The sequence below is a fragment of the Fibrobacter sp. genome, from assembly GCF_045601785.1.
Taxonomy (GTDB): Bacteria; Fibrobacterota; Fibrobacteria; order Fibrobacterales; family Fibrobacteraceae; genus Fibrobacter.
In genome coordinates this window covers 1-17,392 of sequence record NZ_JAZSAF010000036.1, presented here as the reverse complement: position 1 = coordinate 17,392, position 17,392 = coordinate 1, and the positions used below count along the sequence as shown (strand labels likewise).

The following is a 17,392-nucleotide window of genomic DNA, read 5'->3' as shown; positions in this document are numbered from 1 at the left end:
TCCGTCGCTACGCTCCAGGATGACGTTGCGCCAGTCTACTGTCTACTAACCACTGCCTACTGTCTACTAAAAAAATGATTCTTTGGACAATCCGCCACACGAAGCCCTATAACCCAAACGACGTCTGCTATGGCAGGCTCGATTTTGACGTATCCCCCACTTTTGAAGAAGAAAGCGACGGAGCTCTCGCCGCCCTTAAGGATGCAGGCGCCAAACCCACGCGGATGTTCACAAGCCCTCTCAAGCGCTGCCTGCGCCTGGCCGAGAAAGCCGAGAAGGCTACAGGGCTAACCATGGAAAAGCGCAACGAAATCATCGAAATGAACTTCGGCACCTGGGAAGGCCAGAAGCTCACGGAAGTTCCCCGCGAAGAAATGGCCGCCTGGGCACGCGACCTTCGCGGATACCGGTTCAAGGACGGAGAGTGTTTTTACGACATTGACCGCCGTGTGCAGTCCCTTCTGGATACCCTGGACGACGACGGCGAATTTCTGTGGATTACCCACGCAGGCGTGATCGCCGCACTAGAGCACTTTGCCTGCGGACTCCCCGACGAACAGTTCGTAGAAGGAGCCTTTAGCTACGCCATGGTAACCCGTTTCGAGTTCAAGCGCGACGCCGAAGGGCACTTCCGCGGAACATTCAAAAAAATCCACGACGGCATCCAGATGGCTCCGCTGAAAATCGGCTAAAGTATTTAAGCAGAAATGGCGATTCCGGGACATGCCCGGAATGACAGTTAAAAATCAAACGACATCAGTGCCTGCACGCCGCCTTCGAGACGCGGCAATACGGCCAAATGCATGGGGTTGTCAAAGTCGCTTAACAAGGCATCGACCGCAGCATCGCCCATCGAATACAGATAAATTAAAGCAATCGCCCAAATATACTGGTTGCGGTTCTTTCGGTAGTAGGTCACACGCTCCACCACGCGTTCATATTCTTCGGATGTTGTGCTTTCACCTTCTACCATGTGCTTTCGGTCGAGGTAATACTCCACCATGTTCTGCGAGGTCCAGATACTCGTCGCAGAACCGATAAAGGCCATGTACAAGAGTCCCATCTTTCCGAACTCGCGGTTGTACATTTGGCCAAAGCCCGGGATAATCGACCACAGGAGCGCAGTCTTCATGCTCTTGAGTTCCGTACTCCGGTAGTTATTGTTGTACCAGATACCAAAAGCATCAAAGAAGCTATACAAGTAAAGGCCGTACATCCAGGCCGTTTCCGCCTTGCGCAAGTCTTCCTGTTCCATTTTCTTATCGCTCTTTTCATGGACTCGCGCCACAAACTCGGACCGTTTTTCCTGGTAATACTGAAGGCTGTCGCGACTAGAAGAATTCAAAAGCATTCTCGTGTAAATCGAAACGGAATCACGGAAGGGTTCCACCTGTTCAAGCACGCGCTTATGCTGGTAGCTCTTGTTCGCCGTAACCTCGTACAAAAGCAGAAGCTCGATACCCGTAATAAATCCGCCACGGACATAGTGTTCAGTATAATACTGACCGCCACCGGGGAAAAGGGCAAAGAGCATGGTCAAGGGTAGCGAATTACGCTTCGTTGGAATATCCCATTCGTTTACTGTAAGCGTATCGATAGCGACAATGCCGGTCTTTCCCTTTTGCAGGGGGTCTCCCGCAACGGCGTCAGGCGCAGGATCCGCATAAGACGAGTCCGGCCCTGGAGCAGCACCGGCTTCCGCAGGCTGTTCCACTGGCTTTTCGCCCCCCCCATCATCGGCAAATAGCGGAACTGCAAACAGCACCGACAAGACAACGCCGATAATCACCGAACGGAAAAACATCGGGGTCGAATATAGAAAAAAGTCAATCCACTTCCTACTGTCTACTGCCCACTTACTACTTTCTGGAGCCCACCATCCGCCACATTTTTTTGCTAATTTTTCAGCAGACAAACTTCTTTGTCAGAATATGACACAAATTTTATGTATATTTGACAACGTAAAGGAAACAACATGGATAACGAGATGAATATCAAGGAACTTGCACAAGAAATCCAGAAGGCGCTTTTGGCACGCGGCGAAATGATGGCCACCGCCGAATCGCTCACGGGTGGTCTTGTGGCAAGCCACATTGTAGATATCCCGGGGAGTTCTTCCATTCTGGCCGGCGGCATTGTCGCCTACCAAAACGAAATCAAGGAATCCCTGCTCGGAGTCCCGCACCAAGTGCTCGAAGAAAAGGGCGCGGTCTCTGCCGAAACCGTAAAGGCCATGGCAGAAGGCGCCCGCCAAAAGTTCGGATGCGAATGGGCGATCGCCACATCGGGTATCGCGGGCCCAACCGGGGCAGAGCCCGGAAAACCCGTCGGTACTGTGTGGATGTGTGTCGCCAGTAGTTTGCAAAATGAAGCTTTTTGTAAAATTTTCGAAGGAAACCGCACAGAAGTGCGCGAAAAAAGCGTGTATAGTGTATTGAGCAGGCTGCTTTTTTTGTTAAATAACCAAAAAAGCACTTGCACAAACGAACACTAATTGTTATATTTAATAACAGAAAACAAAATGGAGTCCTATATGGCAAAGAAGACAAACACCCCGACAAGCAACCTTTCCGCAGACAAGGCCAAGGCAGTAGAAGCCGCCATCGCCCAAATCGAGAAGAATTATGGTAAAGGTTCCATCATGGCACTCGGCCAGCAGCCCGTCGAAGACATTCCCGTCATTCCGACCGGTTGTATCCAGCTCGACATGGCCCTCGGCGTGGGAGGTTTCCCCCGCGGCCGCATCATCGAAATCTACGGACCGGAATCTTCGGGTAAAACGACCCTTACACTGCACGCCATTGCCGAAGCCCAAAAGCTCGGCGGTGTAGCCGCCTTCATCGATGCAGAACACGCCTTTGACGCAGTGTACGCCCGCAAGCTCGGCGTTGACATCGAGTCGCTCCTGGTTTCCCAGCCGGACACCGGTGAACAGGCTCTCGACATCGCCGAAACGCTCGTTCGCTCCGGCGCCATCGATATCATCGTCATCGACTCTGTGGCAGCTCTCGTGCCGCAGGCTGAAATCAACGGCGAAATGGGCGACAACCACGTGGGCCTGCAGGCTCGCCTCATGAGCCAGGCCTTGCGTAAGCTCACCGGTATTCTTTCAAAGTCCAACACCTGCATGCTGTTCATCAACCAGCTGCGTATGAAGATTGGCGTGATGTTCGGCAATCCCGAAACCACCACCGGCGGTAACGCTCTGAAGTTCTATGCCACCCAGCGTATCGACATTCGCCGTATTGCAGCCATCAAGGACGGCGAAGAGGTCATCGGAAACCGCACCCGCGTGAAGGTCGTCAAAAACAAGGTCGCAGCCCCGTTCACCCAGTGCGAATTCGACATTCTCTACGGCTGTGGCATTTCCCGCGAAGCGTCCATCCTCGACCTCGCCACCGAACTCGACATCATCCAAAAGAGCGGTTCCTGGTTCAGCTACAACAACGAACGCATCGGCCAGGGTCGTGAAAACACCCGCCTGTTCCTGAAGGACAACGTGGAACTCTGCAACGAAATTGAGCAGAAAATCCGCGAAAGCATGAAGGACGTAGAGTTGTTCAAGCTGAACGAAGGCGACGCTCTCGAAGCCGACGAAGGCGAAGAAGTCTCCGTTAGCGAAGACGCATAGTCCCCCGCCCAAACATTTTCTTCCTGAATAGCAACAAACCCCGACTTATCCTTTTAGCCATTGGGATCGGTCGGGGTTTTCTTTTACTATCTTGTGGGTATGTTCAACAAAATAATCCTTGCAACCGCGACACTCGCACTTGCGACCACCCTAGCACACAGCCAGTCTTCGTGCCCGCAATTTCTGTTGAACAGTGCCATGGTCGTAAACATCGAAGGTTTCTTTGTGAACCAGAAGATGTCTCGGGCAAGTCTCGATGTCGAATGGCGGCACCACCCCGACGCGTTGGACACCTTCTTTGTGAACCAGCCCGATGTTCCACGGTTCAACTTCATTACCGCAGGCGCCTACCGTTACATGGAATTTCCCGAAGACAAGGTCAAGCGCCAGCTGGGAACGCACCACCTCAAGGAAACAATCGGCGAGACTCCGCTGAAGCTCGACGACATGGAACTCCTCGCCAACGGGCAATTCCTGTGCAAGGATTCAACCGTCCAAAAGCCGAATGTTCTTTCGACCGCATTTTCGATGGCCTGGTGGAGCCTGGTCGCAGACACGCTTCCCACTCCCGCGAAAGTCACCATGAACGGAGCCCGCAAAGAAAAGCGCATCTTCTACATCAGACAGTGGAAAAATTACTCAGGAGAACTTCTCCCGACTCTGGTAAAACTTGAAAGCGAAAAGTATAGCGGAGAAATCTGGATTCGCTCCGCCTACACCATCCAAGCATTGCAGGCCGATCCGCTCAAAAACAATGTCGAGCGCAAGGCAGCACCAGCCCTACCGGACCTGTTTAGAAAAATGCCTATTAAAGGGGAAAGAAAAATACCCCTGATACTCAAGCTGAACCAGGAATTGCTGCGCGAGTGACCCGTCATAGAACCTCTTGTCGGTGCGCTGCCACCCGCCCACTTCTAAGATAATGTTCTGTCGGCCGTCTTTCCAGAAGAAATGCGTGCCAAGCATCGCCTTGCCGTAGCTAAGCGCTTCTTTCTTGACCGTATTCTTTTCACGAAGCAGGCCAGTCCTGTAGAAATTGGATTCGAACAGGAATGCGAAGTGGTCGCTTAGCGGAATTCTGCCATAGGTATCCAGGACTATAATGAAATCGCGGGAAAACACAGGGATGTTGCGGCGGTAGTCGTAACTTTTTCCATCGAAATCGGTGCTTATATCCGAGCGCACATAATGGAACTTCGCCCCCAGAATGGAGCCCCTCGGGAAGGCATAGCTTAGACTTATGGCCAAGTCGATGAGCTGGGTGTAATCAATTGCGCCATCTTTCTCGTAAAGGTTATCCACAATGTAGTCGGCATTCCAGCTTTCGGCGATACGCCCTTCGCCTTCGACTTCGGCGGTCACCATCTCGAGGTTGGAGTGGAAGTAGATATAGCTTTCGTAGACGGCGTTCAGCTCTATCTGTGGGTTCATCTTGATTGGACGAACGCCGATGCCCGCAAGGTATCCCCCATAAAAAGGAGAAATTTCAACGGCGGCATCCATGCGCAGGTATGTCGGGTTTACATCGAGACGTTCTCCATAGGCAAGTTCATCGAGCGGCTCAAGCCAGGTGTAATGAAGCATGCCGGTAGCCTGCGGAAGCCATTGGCCCCACACAAATGGCGTGTTTCCCAGGACGCTCCATGACAGGTTCGGGCCATAGCGGAAACCATAATTGGCAATCTCGTTGAACCCGTCGGCGTAGGATGCGACATTACAAGTAAAAAAAACTAAAAAAAGTCCCAATAATTTCTTAAAAAGAGCCATTTCGGGATAAAATTTAAAATAATTTCCCCATTTGCGTCATAAATTCTTATTTTGTAGGCATTAATTTATAGGAGTCACTATGAAGCTCTCTCATATTTGCGTACTTGGTGTGAGCGCCCTGATGTTCTGGGCCTGTGCCAGCCGCTACTCATCCCCCATTTTGATTGAACGCGGTGAAGGCCGCAAGGAATACGAACGCGAATACTTTGCCGTTAAGGAAAGCATGGGCATCGACAAGCGCCTGAAAGACGTGTTCAAGCAGGGCTACATCGAAGAAGGCATGACCAACGACATGGTGAACCTCTTGTGGGGACCTCCTGATCACGAAAAGAGCACCGAAAAACAGAGCATTTGGGAATACTACACCCGTGAAGGCAAGCTTATCACCCGCCTTATCTGGAAGCACCCCGACCAGGCCCGCTTGAAGGGCTACGAAGAAGAATGGATCCTGGAAAAGATCGAAGGCGACCGCTACGGTGGATCCCCGGCTCCGACCTCCAAGCATTCCAGCAACTACTAATAGACTCGCCCGCCAACAAGCGGGCATTCTTTTTTCGCAAATTTGACCGTCCCGGACTACGGGGGGCGGTCTTTTTTACTAAATTTAGGCGCGTTAAATTTTAAACCTCTCAAGGAGTTAATTATGCGTCAGTATATCATCGCTGGTAACTGGAAGATGAACAAGACCGTTAGCGAATCCATTCAGCTCGCTAAGGATATCGTGGAAGCCGTCAAGGACGTGAAGAAGACCGAAGTGGTCATCGCCCCGACTTACCTCGCCGCCGCCAAGGTCGCCGACGTCATCAAGGGTTCCAACGTGAAGCTCGCCATCCAGGACATCCACTGGAAGGACCAGGGCGCATACACTGGTAAGGTTTCTGTGGACATGGTCAAGGAAATCGGTGCCGAATACATCATCATCGGTCACTCCGAACAGCGCCAGTACTTCCACGAAACTGAAGAAACCGTGAACCTCAAGGTCAAGAAGACCCTCGAAGCCGGTCTGAAGCCGATTATCTGCATTGGCGAAACCCTCGACCAGCGCAACGGCGGCATCCTGAAGGAAGTCCTCGGCCTCCAGATCAAGGGCGCCTTCAAGGACGTTTCTGCCGAAGACGCAGCCAAGTGCGTGCTCGCTTACGAACCGGTTTGGGCAATCGGTACCGGCGTTACCGCTAGCGACGAACAGGCTCAGGACACGCAGGCCTACGCTCGTTCCGTTGTGAAGGAAATCTACGGCGAAGCTGTTGCCGAAGGCATGCGCATCCAGTACGGTGGCTCCATGAAGGGCGCCAACGCAGCTGGCCTCCTCGCCCAGAAGGACATCGACGGCGGTCTCATTGGAGGTGCAGGCCTCAAGGCTAACACCTTCAAGGAAATCATCGACGCTGCCGAAGCTCGCTAATTAAAACTTAAATTCAAGGTAAAACGACTATGACAACACTCTTTTGGATTGGTATCGTCCTGCACGTGTTCCTGTGCCTCTTCCTCATGTTGCTCGTTCTGGTTCAGAACGACAAGATGGGCGGTCTCGCAGGTCTCGGTGGCATGACTTCCCAGTCTGCATTCTCTACCGCAGGTGCCGCGACCTTCATCCAGAAGTTGACCCGCGTCGTGGCCGTGATCTTCTTTATCGTCGTATTCGCCCTCGGCCTGATTACTGCTAAGCAGGACCAGACCGTGGAAGAATCTTCGATGCAGAAGGCTACCCGCGAAAACGCTGCCCAGCAGCAAGCCCCGGCTCCGGCACTCCCGGCTGACTTTGCAGCTCCCGCTAACGCTGCTGCTCCGGCAGCAGATGTCGCCCCGGCTGCAGAAGCTCCTGCTTCGGAAGCACCGGCCGCTCCTGCTGAAGCCAAGTAAGGTTTTGTCTCGCGCGGCTTAGGCTGCGCAGGCAATGCTGCGGTCGTGGTGGAATTGGTAGACACGCTAGCTTGAGGTGCTAGTGGGAGCGATCCCATGACAGTTCAAGTCTGTCCGACCGCATTACGAAGTCCGCCCTTGTGGCGGACTTTTTCGCTAAGTAAAAATGTTAGATTTCTTGATATGAAGCACATTCTCATCATTCTTTGTCTTGTCTTGTGTTCCTGCACTTGTTGGGATTTATCTGACGATTGCCAAGAAGAACGAGCGTTCTTTGAAAACGAACGCGAGCGCGACAGCCGCCTTTGCACAGACACAGATGCCGTCGAAAAATGCAAGGCTCAGCAACGAGAGATTCAAGCGACTCAGCAACAAGAAAAGATTATCAACATCGATTCCTGGTGCCGTGCAAACACAGAGAAAATCAAATGTAAAGACCGAGAAGAATATGGATTCTAATCTTATAGCCCCTGTTGGCGTTTTGGGCTTTGGCGTCGAAGGCCAGAGCACGTTCGATTACCTTGTACATAACGGTGTCAAGGACATCGTTGTCATGGACAAGAACCCGGTGAAGTTGCCGGAAGTCCCCGCCGGCGTGAACGTAAAGGTGTGTTCCGGCGAGAACTATTTGGATGGCCTTAAGGATTGCGTAACGGTGGTGCGTTCTGCAGGCGTTTACCCCATGAGCCCCGCATTGTTCAAGTTCCAGATGAACGGCGGGATGATGACTAGCCAGATTCAGCTGTTTTTAGAACAAACTAAATCAAGGAAGGTTGTAGGCGTTACGGGCACGCTCGGCAAAGGTTCTACCGTGAGCATGATTAGCCACATCCTGACCAAGTGCGGCGTGAATAACGAGATTGGCGGCAACTTCGGTGTGCCAGCGCTTGACCTTTTGAAGGACGAGACGGCAGACCGAGTGAGCATTCTGGAGCTTTCGAGCTTTCAGCTGATGACCCTGCCGGTTTCGCCGGATGTAGCTGTGGTGCTGCGCGTGTCGACCGAGCACTTGGATTGGCACCAGAGCGTCGAAGAATATCGCGATGCCAAGGCGAACCTGGTCCGCTGGCAGAAGCGGACCGGCACCTGCGTTTACCTGAAGGATGCTGAACCGACCGCAAAGATAGCAAGCGAAAGCCCTGCCAAAACGAAGTTCGCGATCAGTTTGAAAGACGGTCCGAGTGCCGGCGACGGGGACGCGGTGATTGATGGCGCTACGCTTGCCATCGATGGCGAAAGGCTCTACCTTGAAGACTGCAAGGTGCGCGGCATCTACCAACTCGAAAACATGGCGGCGGCGACCCTCGCTTGCAAGGCCTTGGGAATCAAGGTAGCCGATGCGTTCGAAGCCTTGAAGAGCTACGAAACGCTTCCCTTCCGCATGGAATTCAAGGGCGAAAAGCGCGGCATCGAGTTCTTTAACGACAGCTACGCCACACGCCCCGACGCGACGATCGCCGCAACGGCAAGCATGAAGCGCCCCTTCGCGCTGATTTTAGGCGGCTCCGAAAAGAATGCGGACTTTACCGAACTCTCGCAGATTCTGGTGAACGACCGCCCGAACCTCAAGCGAATTGCGCTCATCGGCGCTACCGCTGAACGCATGTTGGAATCGCTCACGCAGGCCGGGCTAAAGGTCCCCGCAAACATCTTCCCCACTCTAGAAGAAGCTTTTGCAGACAGTCTCGCCATCGGCGAAGGCGGCACCGTTATTATGAGCCCCGCCTGCGCAAGTTTCGGACTATTCAAGAACTACAAAGTCCGCGGACAAGTCTTCGACAAACTCGTCGCCGACTTGTAATTCAGACATTGTTCTAACCAATGCGAAGGAAATTCCCACCATACGTGGGCCTGCGCACTAAGCTAACAAGTTAGAGAAGCAGCCTTTTATTAGGCTGCTTTTTTTGTAGCGAGAAGAATAAATAAAAAAAGACCAAGCTGGGTTCCCTCCTTACGAAGACCATGCGCACTAAGCACTAAAAGTGCTAAGTGCTGTCCGCCCTCCCGCATAAAAAAAGAACATGTTTCCACAAAAGATCACTTTTTTTATAAAAAATGCGTCCTTACCCCTTTACAAGCGAAACGATTTAATCTAAATTTGGGTCGTTCCGCTAAGGACCACGCGGTCGTGGTGGAATTGGTAGACACGCTAGCTTGAGGTGCTAGTGGGAGCGATCCCATGACAGTTCAAGTCTGTCCGACCGCAGAAAGAAACCCAGCTTTTTAGCTGGGTTTTCTTTTTCCTACTCACCCTTCAGAATTTTAAGATAGTCGTACCCCTCTTCGCCGACCAAAAGCATCGGCTTTACATCGCTATCCACGATGATTGTCTTGGGAAGAACTATTGTCTGACCTTCCTTGACCAGACCGAAAGCCTCCGTCATACGACCATAGGGGTCCGTAATGGCGGGAATGTCTCCGGCAGACGCCTTCTTCAGGAACAGGCGCACCTTTTCCGTATCTCGCTCCCCCACATTCACAAGAACAATTGCCGTTCCCGCGCTTTGGATTTCCTGCTGATTAAGCGCAATCTGCTTAAGCCCCGCACGACACGGAATACACCAAGTCGCAAAATAGACCAACGCCACACGGCTATTCTTCTTAGCAAGCTGTTGCAAATGCGTCTTTGTAAAAGGAGTATTGTTGTCCCTAATTTCACGAACGGCAAACCACGGGAGAGAATCCTTTATTTCCGCAGGAAGCGGCATCCTTACCGATTCACCGGCCAAAAGGCTCTGGGGCAAAAGCACAAAGAACGCCAACAATAGCAGCACCAAACGCATTTGTATAATCCTAGTTTATGATTCTACTTGTAAAGATACATTTTTTTGAAATATTCTTGATCGCAGTCTAAAAACAAAGTCCCTCCCGACATTCGTCAGAAGGGACTTGAGGTGTGTATGTATAAGCAATAACGGCTATTTGGCGGAATTCACCATGAACTTCTTTGAACCATTCACCTGCTTGAGCATGTAAACGCCCTTGTTAAAACCAGCCGCATTAAGAGCAGCATGCACTCCCATGCGGGAAAGGTCAACAGTACCCATCAGCGAGCCTTTCATGTCGAACACTCGGTAGAACTTCGAAACCGTCTTCTGGAACAGAACCCCGTTCTTGTTAACGACAATCATCGGTTCGTCATCCGGTGCATCGATACCGGCAACAAAGTTGATGTAGTCGATGTCCATCCAATCACCGGTCACAGTGAAGCGGAGAATGTGTTCCCCTGCAGGCAGCGTCACGTTCGCCTTGACCTTGTTGTAGTCGTCATAGTTTTCTTCGCCGGAGCTCGCCTGTGGAACTGCAATTTCTTCGGTAATGTCGTCGCCGTCGATAGAGAGCTTGAAGCTAGAAGTCGCATTGGCAGAAGCAACAGCAGCATACATCGTGTAGTCGCCTGCTTCTTTCACGTTCACGGTGTATTCGAGCCATTCACCCGACTGGTTGTAGCCTACGACATAGCCCGTAGCCTTCTTGTAAATGTCGACACCCGTACCTTCGCGGTAGCTCTTGCCACCATTGCTTTCGGCGCCATGGTCGTCGGCATCGTTGTCGCTATAAGAATCCATTCCAGCGCCACGGCCAGTCCCCGGTTCGTCAAAGTTTTCCATCTCAATCTTGCCGGGGATTGCCCAGGCAGTGCCACCAAACGGCTTCTGCGGTTCCGGAGGCGTGGTGCCACTACCCTCGAAGCCCCATGCCTTCACGTACATGGTAGAATCCTGGTTGCCCTTGAACACGAGGAACAGCTGGTTCACGACGCCCTTGAGGCCAGAAACTTCGCACTTGTTTTCGGCGTAAGTGTTCTTGCTGCCGGTGTTCTTGAGCGTGCAAGTTCCCGCGAGAGTTCCTGTTGCAGAACCCGTGCGGATTTCAATCTTATTGCCGTCGGCCGCACTCGAAGCTTCGACCGTAAAGCCGGTCGCCGCAGTACCGAAGTCCACGCCACTCACGCGAATCCAGGATTCCTTGCTGGAAAGCGGAATCAGCACGTGTTCAGCCCTCTTGCCCACGACAAAGTTGGAGCGGCTGCGGATCCCCTTCTGCTTGGAGCTCGTGAGTGCCGGATACCAATCGTAGGGGTCGAAGTTCTCGATCTGTTTCGGACCTTCGTCCGTCACTTTCACCGTCTGAATGGTGCCATCAGCATTGTAGAACATTTCGTCTACGGAAACGCTGCGGTGGAAACCCTCGTTCGGCTTCGGCTGACCGTCATCGGCCGGGATAATTTCAAGACCGTTATGCCCCTTTGCAATACGGCGGTCATGGTAAACTACGTAGGAGTGACCCTTAAATTCGGCAATACCGTGGTGGTTATTGTTGCCGTTGATGCTCCTGCCGTTCATGCTCGGGTCACCTAGAATGGTACCCTTCCAGGTGTACGGGCCCATCACATTGTCAGACATGCCATAGTCAATCGTCGGGGCACCCTGTTGCCAGCCGGTACTGTAAGAGAAGTAGTAAGTGCCCTTGTGCTTGTGGATGTAGGACGCCTCAAGCATCTTGCGGGTCGGCAGGTTGTTCACCTTCACGTGAGAGCCGTTACCCACCGGCGCATCCTTCGCATCGTTCAGCTTGACAATGTCAAAGTTGTCGGTATTCGGGCGGCTGTTGCTTTCGCCACCGCCCCACGTCACGTAGGTCGTACCGTCGTCATCAATAAAGATACCCGGATCAAAGCACCACGAGACGCCATCGCAACCGATAATGCCGCGGCCACCCACCAGTTTGTCCTTGCCCTGGCCCACGGCGTTTGTCCACGGGCCGTCAATTGCAGGGGCCTTGATATAGCCGATACCGCCACCACCGCCATCGGGGAACACAATGTAGAACGTACCGTCATGCACCGCGATGCCGGACGCCCAGATATCGTTAATGCCGTTCACCTTGCGTGCATCGTAAATAATGCCGTAATCGGTCCAGTTCTGCATATCCTTGCTGCGGAATGCATAGAGGGCGTAAATCTTGTAGCCGTCGGAATTGTACGGAGCCGGATCGTCGGAGTCCGTGATGATGTAGAAGTATTCGTCGTCGGCAGCGGCACCTGGGTCCGCCAGGTAATGGTAGGTAGAAATCGGGTTATCCGCATAAGTCGATGCGGCAAGGCCAAAAGAAGCCATGATGGCAATTTTAGTCCATCTTTTCATAACGAAACATCTCCATTCACTTGGAAAAACTACACCACTAGAGTTTCCAAACTAAAAATTACCCTAAAAAAAAGGCTTTTTTCCACTCCAATGAGAAATCTTTATGGACAATTTGACAATAGAAAACCTGTCCATTTTTTTCTACATTTATTCATAATGAACCGTTTTGAGCTTCTGAAAACATCAAAAAAATCAAAGGCGCGTCTTGGCGTGGTCCACACCGACCACGGCGATGTGACTACGCCGATATTCATGCCCGTGGGCACCGAGGCAACCGTCAAAGCGGTAACCCCCGCCCAGCTCAAGGATATCAAGGCAGAAATAATACTTGCGAACACCTACCACCTGTACCTGCGCCCAACCACCCCACGTATTGCAAAAGCGGGCGGCATCCATAAATTTATGGGCTGGGACGGCCCCGTTTTGACGGATAGCGGCGGATTTCAGGTGTGGAGTCTGAAGGATTTGCGCAAAATCACCCCCGAAGGCGTGGAGTTCAGGAGCATTCTGGACGGATCGAAACACTTCTTTAGTCCCGCAAGCGTCATGAACGCCCAGCGCGAAATCGGTGCCGACATCATCATGGCGCTCGACGAGTGCACCCCCTTCCCGAGTACCGCAAAAGAGGCGGAACATAGCCTCAATTACACACTCAAATGGACTGCAGAAGCGCTTGCTTGGCTGCGGGAGCACCCGCCCATACACGGTTACGACCAGCAGTTCTTCGGGATTATCCAGGGCGGTATGCACAAGAACTTGCGCAAGCAGGCTATTGAACGCATTGCGGAACTCGGCCCCGACGGATTTGCGATGGGAGGCCTCTCCGTAGGCGAGCCCACGGAGACAATGTACGAGATTGCGGATTTTTGTACCGACATTCTGCCGCAAGACCATGCCCGCTACGTAATGGGCGTGGGCACACCGTGGAATTTACTTGAACTTATTGAGCGCGGCGTGGACATGTGCGACTGCGTGATGCCCACCCGCAACGCCCGCAACGGCATGCTGTTTACGAGCGAAGGCGTCTTGCGCTACAAGGCGGCACGCCATGCCGAGGAATTCGACAAGCCGGTGGACCCGAATTGCGACTGCTACTGTTGCCGTAATTTCAGCCGCGCGTACCTGCGCCACCTGCACCACGCAGGAGAATCCCTCGGGTTCACGCTGGCAAGCATTCACAACCTACATTTTTACCTGCACCTGATGCGCGAAGCCAAGCGGCACATCGCCGACGACACTTTTGAGGAATGGAAGAAGGAAAAATGCGAAATACTGCAGCGTGATTTGCAATAAGAAATAGACAAACGCCTCGGAAAAACCGGGGCGTTTTCATTAGTAAAGTTGGTGCCGAGACCAGTCCCGGCACATTGCCTTAGCGGATGCTGACGCGGGCCGTTTGAGCGGCACCAGCACTCTTTACGCGGACGACATAGTTGCCGCGGTTCACACCTTCGAAGGATACCTGATGGTTTCCAGCGGCATTTTCGACACGGCTCATCACAAGGTTCCCCATCATGTCGAACACCTGGATGCTTGCCGAGGCGGCAGTCACGACATTCAGCACGTTGTCATTCACGCTGAGCTTCAGGGATGCCGCCTTGCGAGCCAGACGAACCGCATCGGTGCCGCTGCTAACGCACTTGAGATCATCAACATAAAGGTAATCATATTCCGGTTGCTTCTGAGACTTGGCCCATCCAAGAACCTCCCAGGACATCTTCTTGATATTTGAATAGTTCAAGTCGACCGCAGCGCCCCAACCCTTCTGCGAGATGTCTTCCAGGAGTATGACTACCGGCTGCCATTCAGTCGAAGAAGATACTTTGTATAAATGGTAATCGTAATCTTGCACCTGGCCGTCCTGAAGCTTGAAATCATGCGCAGCACCCTTATAACGGTAACTAATCGCGGTGCAGGCACTCAGGTCAATACCAATCGAAGTGTCGGCATTCGTATTCAGGCCAAGCGCCGCGAACGGGCGTTCTTCATAAGTACCAGGATTTACCACAATGCCCTTCAAGCCAACAAATCCAGCCGTTCCATTTGTCGGATCTTCTGTTCCCGCAAAGGTTACCACATAACCCGGAAGGCTAGCATCGTAAGTATTCAAAATCGTCGAAAGGCCACCCGCAGCCGAATCGTTATAGGCATACCAAGTACCACCCGTCTTAAGGACTTCGTCGCCATCTTCGACATCGTCAATCAGCACGATTTCCTTTAGGACGACTTCTACAGAAGAAGACGAGGTCGGAGCCACGCTGGAACTAGAGTTGCCACCCTGACTGGAGCTCGATTTTCCCGTCGAAGAAGAAGAGTTCGATGCACTATTGCCGCTAATAGCCTTAAACGAAATACCATCGCAGCGCACATCGTCCACATAGAGATAATTGTACAGCGGCTGAATTTCGCTTGCGGGGCGATCGACAACACCGTTCACTTCCCAGGCCAAGCGCTTAGTCTTGCCTAAATTTTTAGCCAAATCCATAATCTGGGGGTTGCTCCAAGTGGTGTGCTGTTGGAACATGTCCGTCGTCAATTCGACAGTTCTCCATTCGCCAGAGGCTTCGGCATCCACATAGTGGAAGTTGTAATTGGTAATCGGGGAAATTTCAACGCGGAAGTTGTGAGCGGCACCCTTATACTTGTAAGAAATCGTCTTGCAGTTTGCAAGTTGCGAAAATTCCGACGTATCTTTCGTCAGGTTCAAGCCCATGGCGACGTACGGAGCCCACTTGTAGGAGCCCTGGTCGATATAGATGCCTTCCATGCCCGCCATATACTTGGAGTCGTTGCCTTCCTTCGCCTTGATAATAACGTCGTAGGTTTCCTTGTTGAAATCGTTGGTATATTTCTTGTTGCTAATTTTTGTCGCACCGCGGCCATCCGTATCGTCATCGGAGTCCGCCCAGGCAGACCAGAAACCACCCGAATAAGTGTAGCGGTCGCCATCTTCCATGTCATCGATGATGTCTGTCGTTGCCCCATTGGCGACACCCGCAGAGAAACCGTCATCGCCGGAAGAAGAGCCTATGCTGTTTTCGAGTCCGCAGTCGCTATAATTGTGGCTACCGGCAAGGAAGCCTTTCACCATCGAGCCCGAAGTCGTGTACTGCAATCCCTGATTAAGTGTCAATGTACTGAATGCCGCCGACCCTTCGTTGATAGCCGAAGCAGACCAGTTCGCCCAAGAAACTCCGTTCTGATTCATCCAGTTCACCCAGGCCTGGCTATGATCCTTATCCGGAGAACCATTACCATCGGCGCTGACCGTTCCCCATTCCGTAGCAAACACGGGAACACCCTTTTGGATAGCCTTGCGTGCGCGATTGTTGTAGCTGTCATCGTTGTTGTCGTTTACTTGGTGAGCTCCTGTTGCCGCATAGAAATGGAGCGAGCAGCCATAGTTCGCATCTGTAATACCGGCATTGGCACACTGGTCAGGATGGCTAGACCAATCCGGGCTGCCCACAAGAATCAGATTGTTCGAATGCTGACGGATGACGGGTATCACCTGGTCGGCATGATCCTTCACGTCACTCATGTCGACACCGTTTGGTTCATTCCAGATTTCAAAAATCACATTGTTGACCTTACCAAATTCCTGTGCGGCCCAGCTGAAGAACTCCTTCGCCTGGGAGGTATAGCCGTTGCCACCTTCGGTATGCCAGTCAAGGATAATGTAGATGTCGTTTTCAACAGCGGCGTAGACCATTTTTTTCACCATGGCCTTCTGGTCGTTTGCCCCGCCCGTTGTATAGGAGCGTCCATGGGAGTCAAATTTTTCATCACCGACACCAAGTGCAAAACGGAGCACTTCGATTCCCATATTATTCACCATAAGGCCCATCGCCTGGGAGGTGTAGTAGACCAGGGCGCTATCGGCAGCGGAACTCCAGAAAAGGCTCATGCCCTTGACCTGGACCGTCTTGTTGGCATAAGCAGAGCAAGATCCTGAAAGTTTGCCCCCATTTGCCTTGAGTTCACCGTAGGTACTTACAGGACCGATTCGGGTTGCCTTGACAGCCATGGCGGAAACAGCTGCCATGCACAGGATTAATAGGATTTTTTTCATTCTAGACCTTTATGTTTTTAATGAAACCCAATTTCCCTGTACAAAAGATAACAACGGGGGAATTTATTTTGTTGTAATAAATTGTGAACGAATTTTTGAACGACGAAAGCCCCCGCAACGGCGGGGGTTTTCGAGCAACATTCCTTAAGTAAAAAATTATTTCCTAAGAAAATAAGTCTTTACAAAGGCTTATTCGACGGCCTTGCCCTTTTCGACGGCATCGGCAAGGGACATGCCGGTGAATTCCTGGGCGCTGAACCAGCGGCCGCTCTTCTTGTCGTCGAGCAATACAGACACCATGGAACCCGGAATCACGCTTTCGGGAGCGTTCGGGGCATTCGGGCCACCGAGATCGGTGCGGAGCCAACCCGGATCCATCACGTTCATCATGACATCAGTACCATTCAGCTTGCAGGCAAAATCCTTGACAAATTTTGTCAGGGCAGCCTTAGCGCAGGCGTAGCCCATCAGCTCCGGTTCATTGGCGATGCCGCTCGTGGTAAGCTGCATGCGGCCAAAGCCACGGCTGATCATGCCTGGCAAGAAGTGATAAGCGATCTTGATCGGTGCAAAGAAGTTTACTGCCATGGCGTGGTGGAAGTCATCCATGGTATTGGTGAGATAGTCCGTGAAGTAGTGGCTCATAAGGCCAGCATTGTTGAACACAAGGTCCACCTGCACGCCCCAGCTGTCGATTTCTGCAAGGGCGGCATCGATTTCGGCCTCGCATTCGAGGTTGCAGCCCACAGCACGAACTTCTACGCCGTACTTCTTGAGTTCGGCAATCACGGGTTCGGCATGAACCTTGTCACGGCCCTGCAAAATGATATTTGCACCAAGTTTAGCCATCTCAATAGCGGTAAGACGGCCAACTCCGCGGCAGCCGCCTGTAATCAAGGTCCATTTGCCCTT

Annotated in this window: 16 protein-coding genes and 2 tRNA genes; 12 read left to right on the top strand and 6 right to left on the bottom strand. The window is 52.2% G+C overall.

The window, feature by feature from the left end:
* Positions 1–74: 74 nt before the first annotated feature.
* Positions 75–692 carry a histidine phosphatase family protein gene (locus ACKI61_RS05335; RefSeq protein WP_407456738.1) on the top strand — a complete coding sequence of 206 codons (618 nt, stop codon included), beginning with the start codon at positions 75–77 and terminating at the stop codon, positions 690–692.
* Between the two features lie 47 nt (positions 693–739).
* On the opposite strand, the gene ACKI61_RS05330 is transcribed toward ACKI61_RS05335, so the two are convergent.
* A complete protein-coding gene (locus ACKI61_RS05330) occupies positions 740–1,804 on the bottom strand; it encodes a DUF5683 domain-containing protein (RefSeq protein WP_407456737.1) in 1,065 nt (354 codons plus the stop codon).
* A gap of 171 nt (positions 1,805–1,975) precedes the next feature.
* Between ACKI61_RS05330 and ACKI61_RS05325 the strand changes: the two genes are divergently transcribed.
* The 3 genes from ACKI61_RS05325 (at position 1,976) to ACKI61_RS05315 (ending at position 4,501) form a co-directional block, all read left to right on the top strand.
* Complete coding sequence (locus tag ACKI61_RS05325) at positions 1,976–2,494, top strand: CinA family protein (protein ID WP_407456736.1); 519 nt, start codon at positions 1,976–1,978, stop codon at positions 2,492–2,494.
* A 39-nt stretch (positions 2,495–2,533) separates the two neighbouring features.
* Entirely contained in the window at positions 2,534–3,631 is a 1,098-nt protein-coding gene (gene recA / locus ACKI61_RS05320; protein WP_407456735.1) for a recombinase RecA, read from the top strand.
* Positions 3,632–3,730: 99 nt separating this feature from the next.
* On the top strand, positions 3,731–4,501 hold the full coding sequence (locus ACKI61_RS05315) for a hypothetical protein (RefSeq protein WP_407456734.1): 771 nt from the start codon (positions 3,731–3,733) through the stop codon (positions 4,499–4,501).
* On the opposite strand, the gene ACKI61_RS05310 is transcribed toward ACKI61_RS05315, so the two are convergent.
* On the bottom strand, positions 4,412–5,398 hold the full coding sequence (locus tag ACKI61_RS05310) for a hypothetical protein (protein ID WP_407456733.1): 987 nt from the start codon (positions 5,396–5,398) through the stop codon (positions 4,412–4,414). The genes ACKI61_RS05315 and ACKI61_RS05310 overlap by 90 nt on opposite strands.
* Before the next feature lie 79 nt (positions 5,399–5,477).
* On the opposite strand from ACKI61_RS05310, the gene ACKI61_RS05305 reads away from it, so the two are divergent.
* From ACKI61_RS05305 to ACKI61_RS05275, 7 genes are all read left to right on the top strand, one after another.
* Positions 5,478–5,918 (top strand): hypothetical protein, encoded by a 441-nt coding sequence (locus ACKI61_RS05305; protein ID WP_407456732.1) that lies wholly within the window; start codon positions 5,478–5,480, stop codon positions 5,916–5,918.
* Between the two features lie 123 nt (positions 5,919–6,041).
* The gene (gene tpiA / locus ACKI61_RS05300) at positions 6,042–6,803 is read left to right on the top strand and encodes a triose-phosphate isomerase (RefSeq protein WP_407456731.1); all 762 of its coding nucleotides are present in this window, start codon (positions 6,042–6,044) and stop codon (positions 6,801–6,803) included.
* A gap of 29 nt (positions 6,804–6,832) precedes the next feature.
* Entirely contained in the window at positions 6,833–7,261 is a 429-nt protein-coding gene (gene secG / locus ACKI61_RS05295; protein WP_407456730.1) for a preprotein translocase subunit SecG, read from the top strand.
* A 39-nt stretch (positions 7,262–7,300) separates the two neighbouring features.
* Positions 7,301–7,384: transfer RNA gene (locus tag ACKI61_RS05290), tRNA-Leu, on the top strand.
* A gap of 60 nt (positions 7,385–7,444) precedes the next feature.
* On the top strand, positions 7,445–7,720 hold the full coding sequence (locus ACKI61_RS05285) for a hypothetical protein (RefSeq protein ID WP_407456729.1): 276 nt from the start codon (positions 7,445–7,447) through the stop codon (positions 7,718–7,720).
* Entirely contained in the window at positions 7,710–9,062 is a 1,353-nt protein-coding gene (gene murD / locus ACKI61_RS05280) for a UDP-N-acetylmuramoyl-L-alanine--D-glutamate ligase (protein WP_407456728.1), read from the top strand. Before ACKI61_RS05285 ends, murD begins: the two co-directional genes overlap by 11 nt.
* A gap of 321 nt (positions 9,063–9,383) precedes the next feature.
* Positions 9,384–9,467 (top strand) — tRNA-Leu (locus ACKI61_RS05275).
* Between the two features lie 37 nt (positions 9,468–9,504).
* On the opposite strand, the gene ACKI61_RS05270 is transcribed toward ACKI61_RS05275, so the two are convergent.
* Positions 9,505–10,044, bottom strand: coding sequence for a TlpA disulfide reductase family protein (locus ACKI61_RS05270; RefSeq protein WP_407456727.1), 540 nt, complete (start codon positions 10,042–10,044; stop codon positions 9,505–9,507).
* Positions 10,045–10,179: 135 nt separating this feature from the next.
* Positions 10,180–12,408 (bottom strand): carbohydrate-binding protein, encoded by a 2,229-nt coding sequence (locus tag ACKI61_RS05265; RefSeq protein ID WP_407456726.1) that lies wholly within the window; start codon positions 12,406–12,408, stop codon positions 10,180–10,182.
* Between the two features lie 156 nt (positions 12,409–12,564).
* Between ACKI61_RS05265 and tgt the strand changes: the two genes are divergently transcribed.
* The gene (gene tgt, locus ACKI61_RS05260) at positions 12,565–13,701 is read left to right on the top strand and encodes a tRNA guanosine(34) transglycosylase Tgt (protein ID WP_407456725.1); all 1,137 of its coding nucleotides are present in this window, start codon (positions 12,565–12,567) and stop codon (positions 13,699–13,701) included.
* Between the two features lie 79 nt (positions 13,702–13,780).
* Here tgt and ACKI61_RS05255 read toward each other — a convergent pair whose 3' ends face one another.
* Positions 13,781–16,480 (bottom strand): cellulase family glycosylhydrolase, encoded by a 2,700-nt coding sequence (locus ACKI61_RS05255; RefSeq protein WP_407456724.1) that lies wholly within the window; start codon positions 16,478–16,480, stop codon positions 13,781–13,783.
* Positions 16,481–16,669: 189 nt separating this feature from the next.
* The coding region (locus ACKI61_RS05250; RefSeq protein ID WP_407456723.1) for an SDR family NAD(P)-dependent oxidoreductase at positions 16,670–17,392 on the bottom strand (723 nt) is incomplete at its 5' end.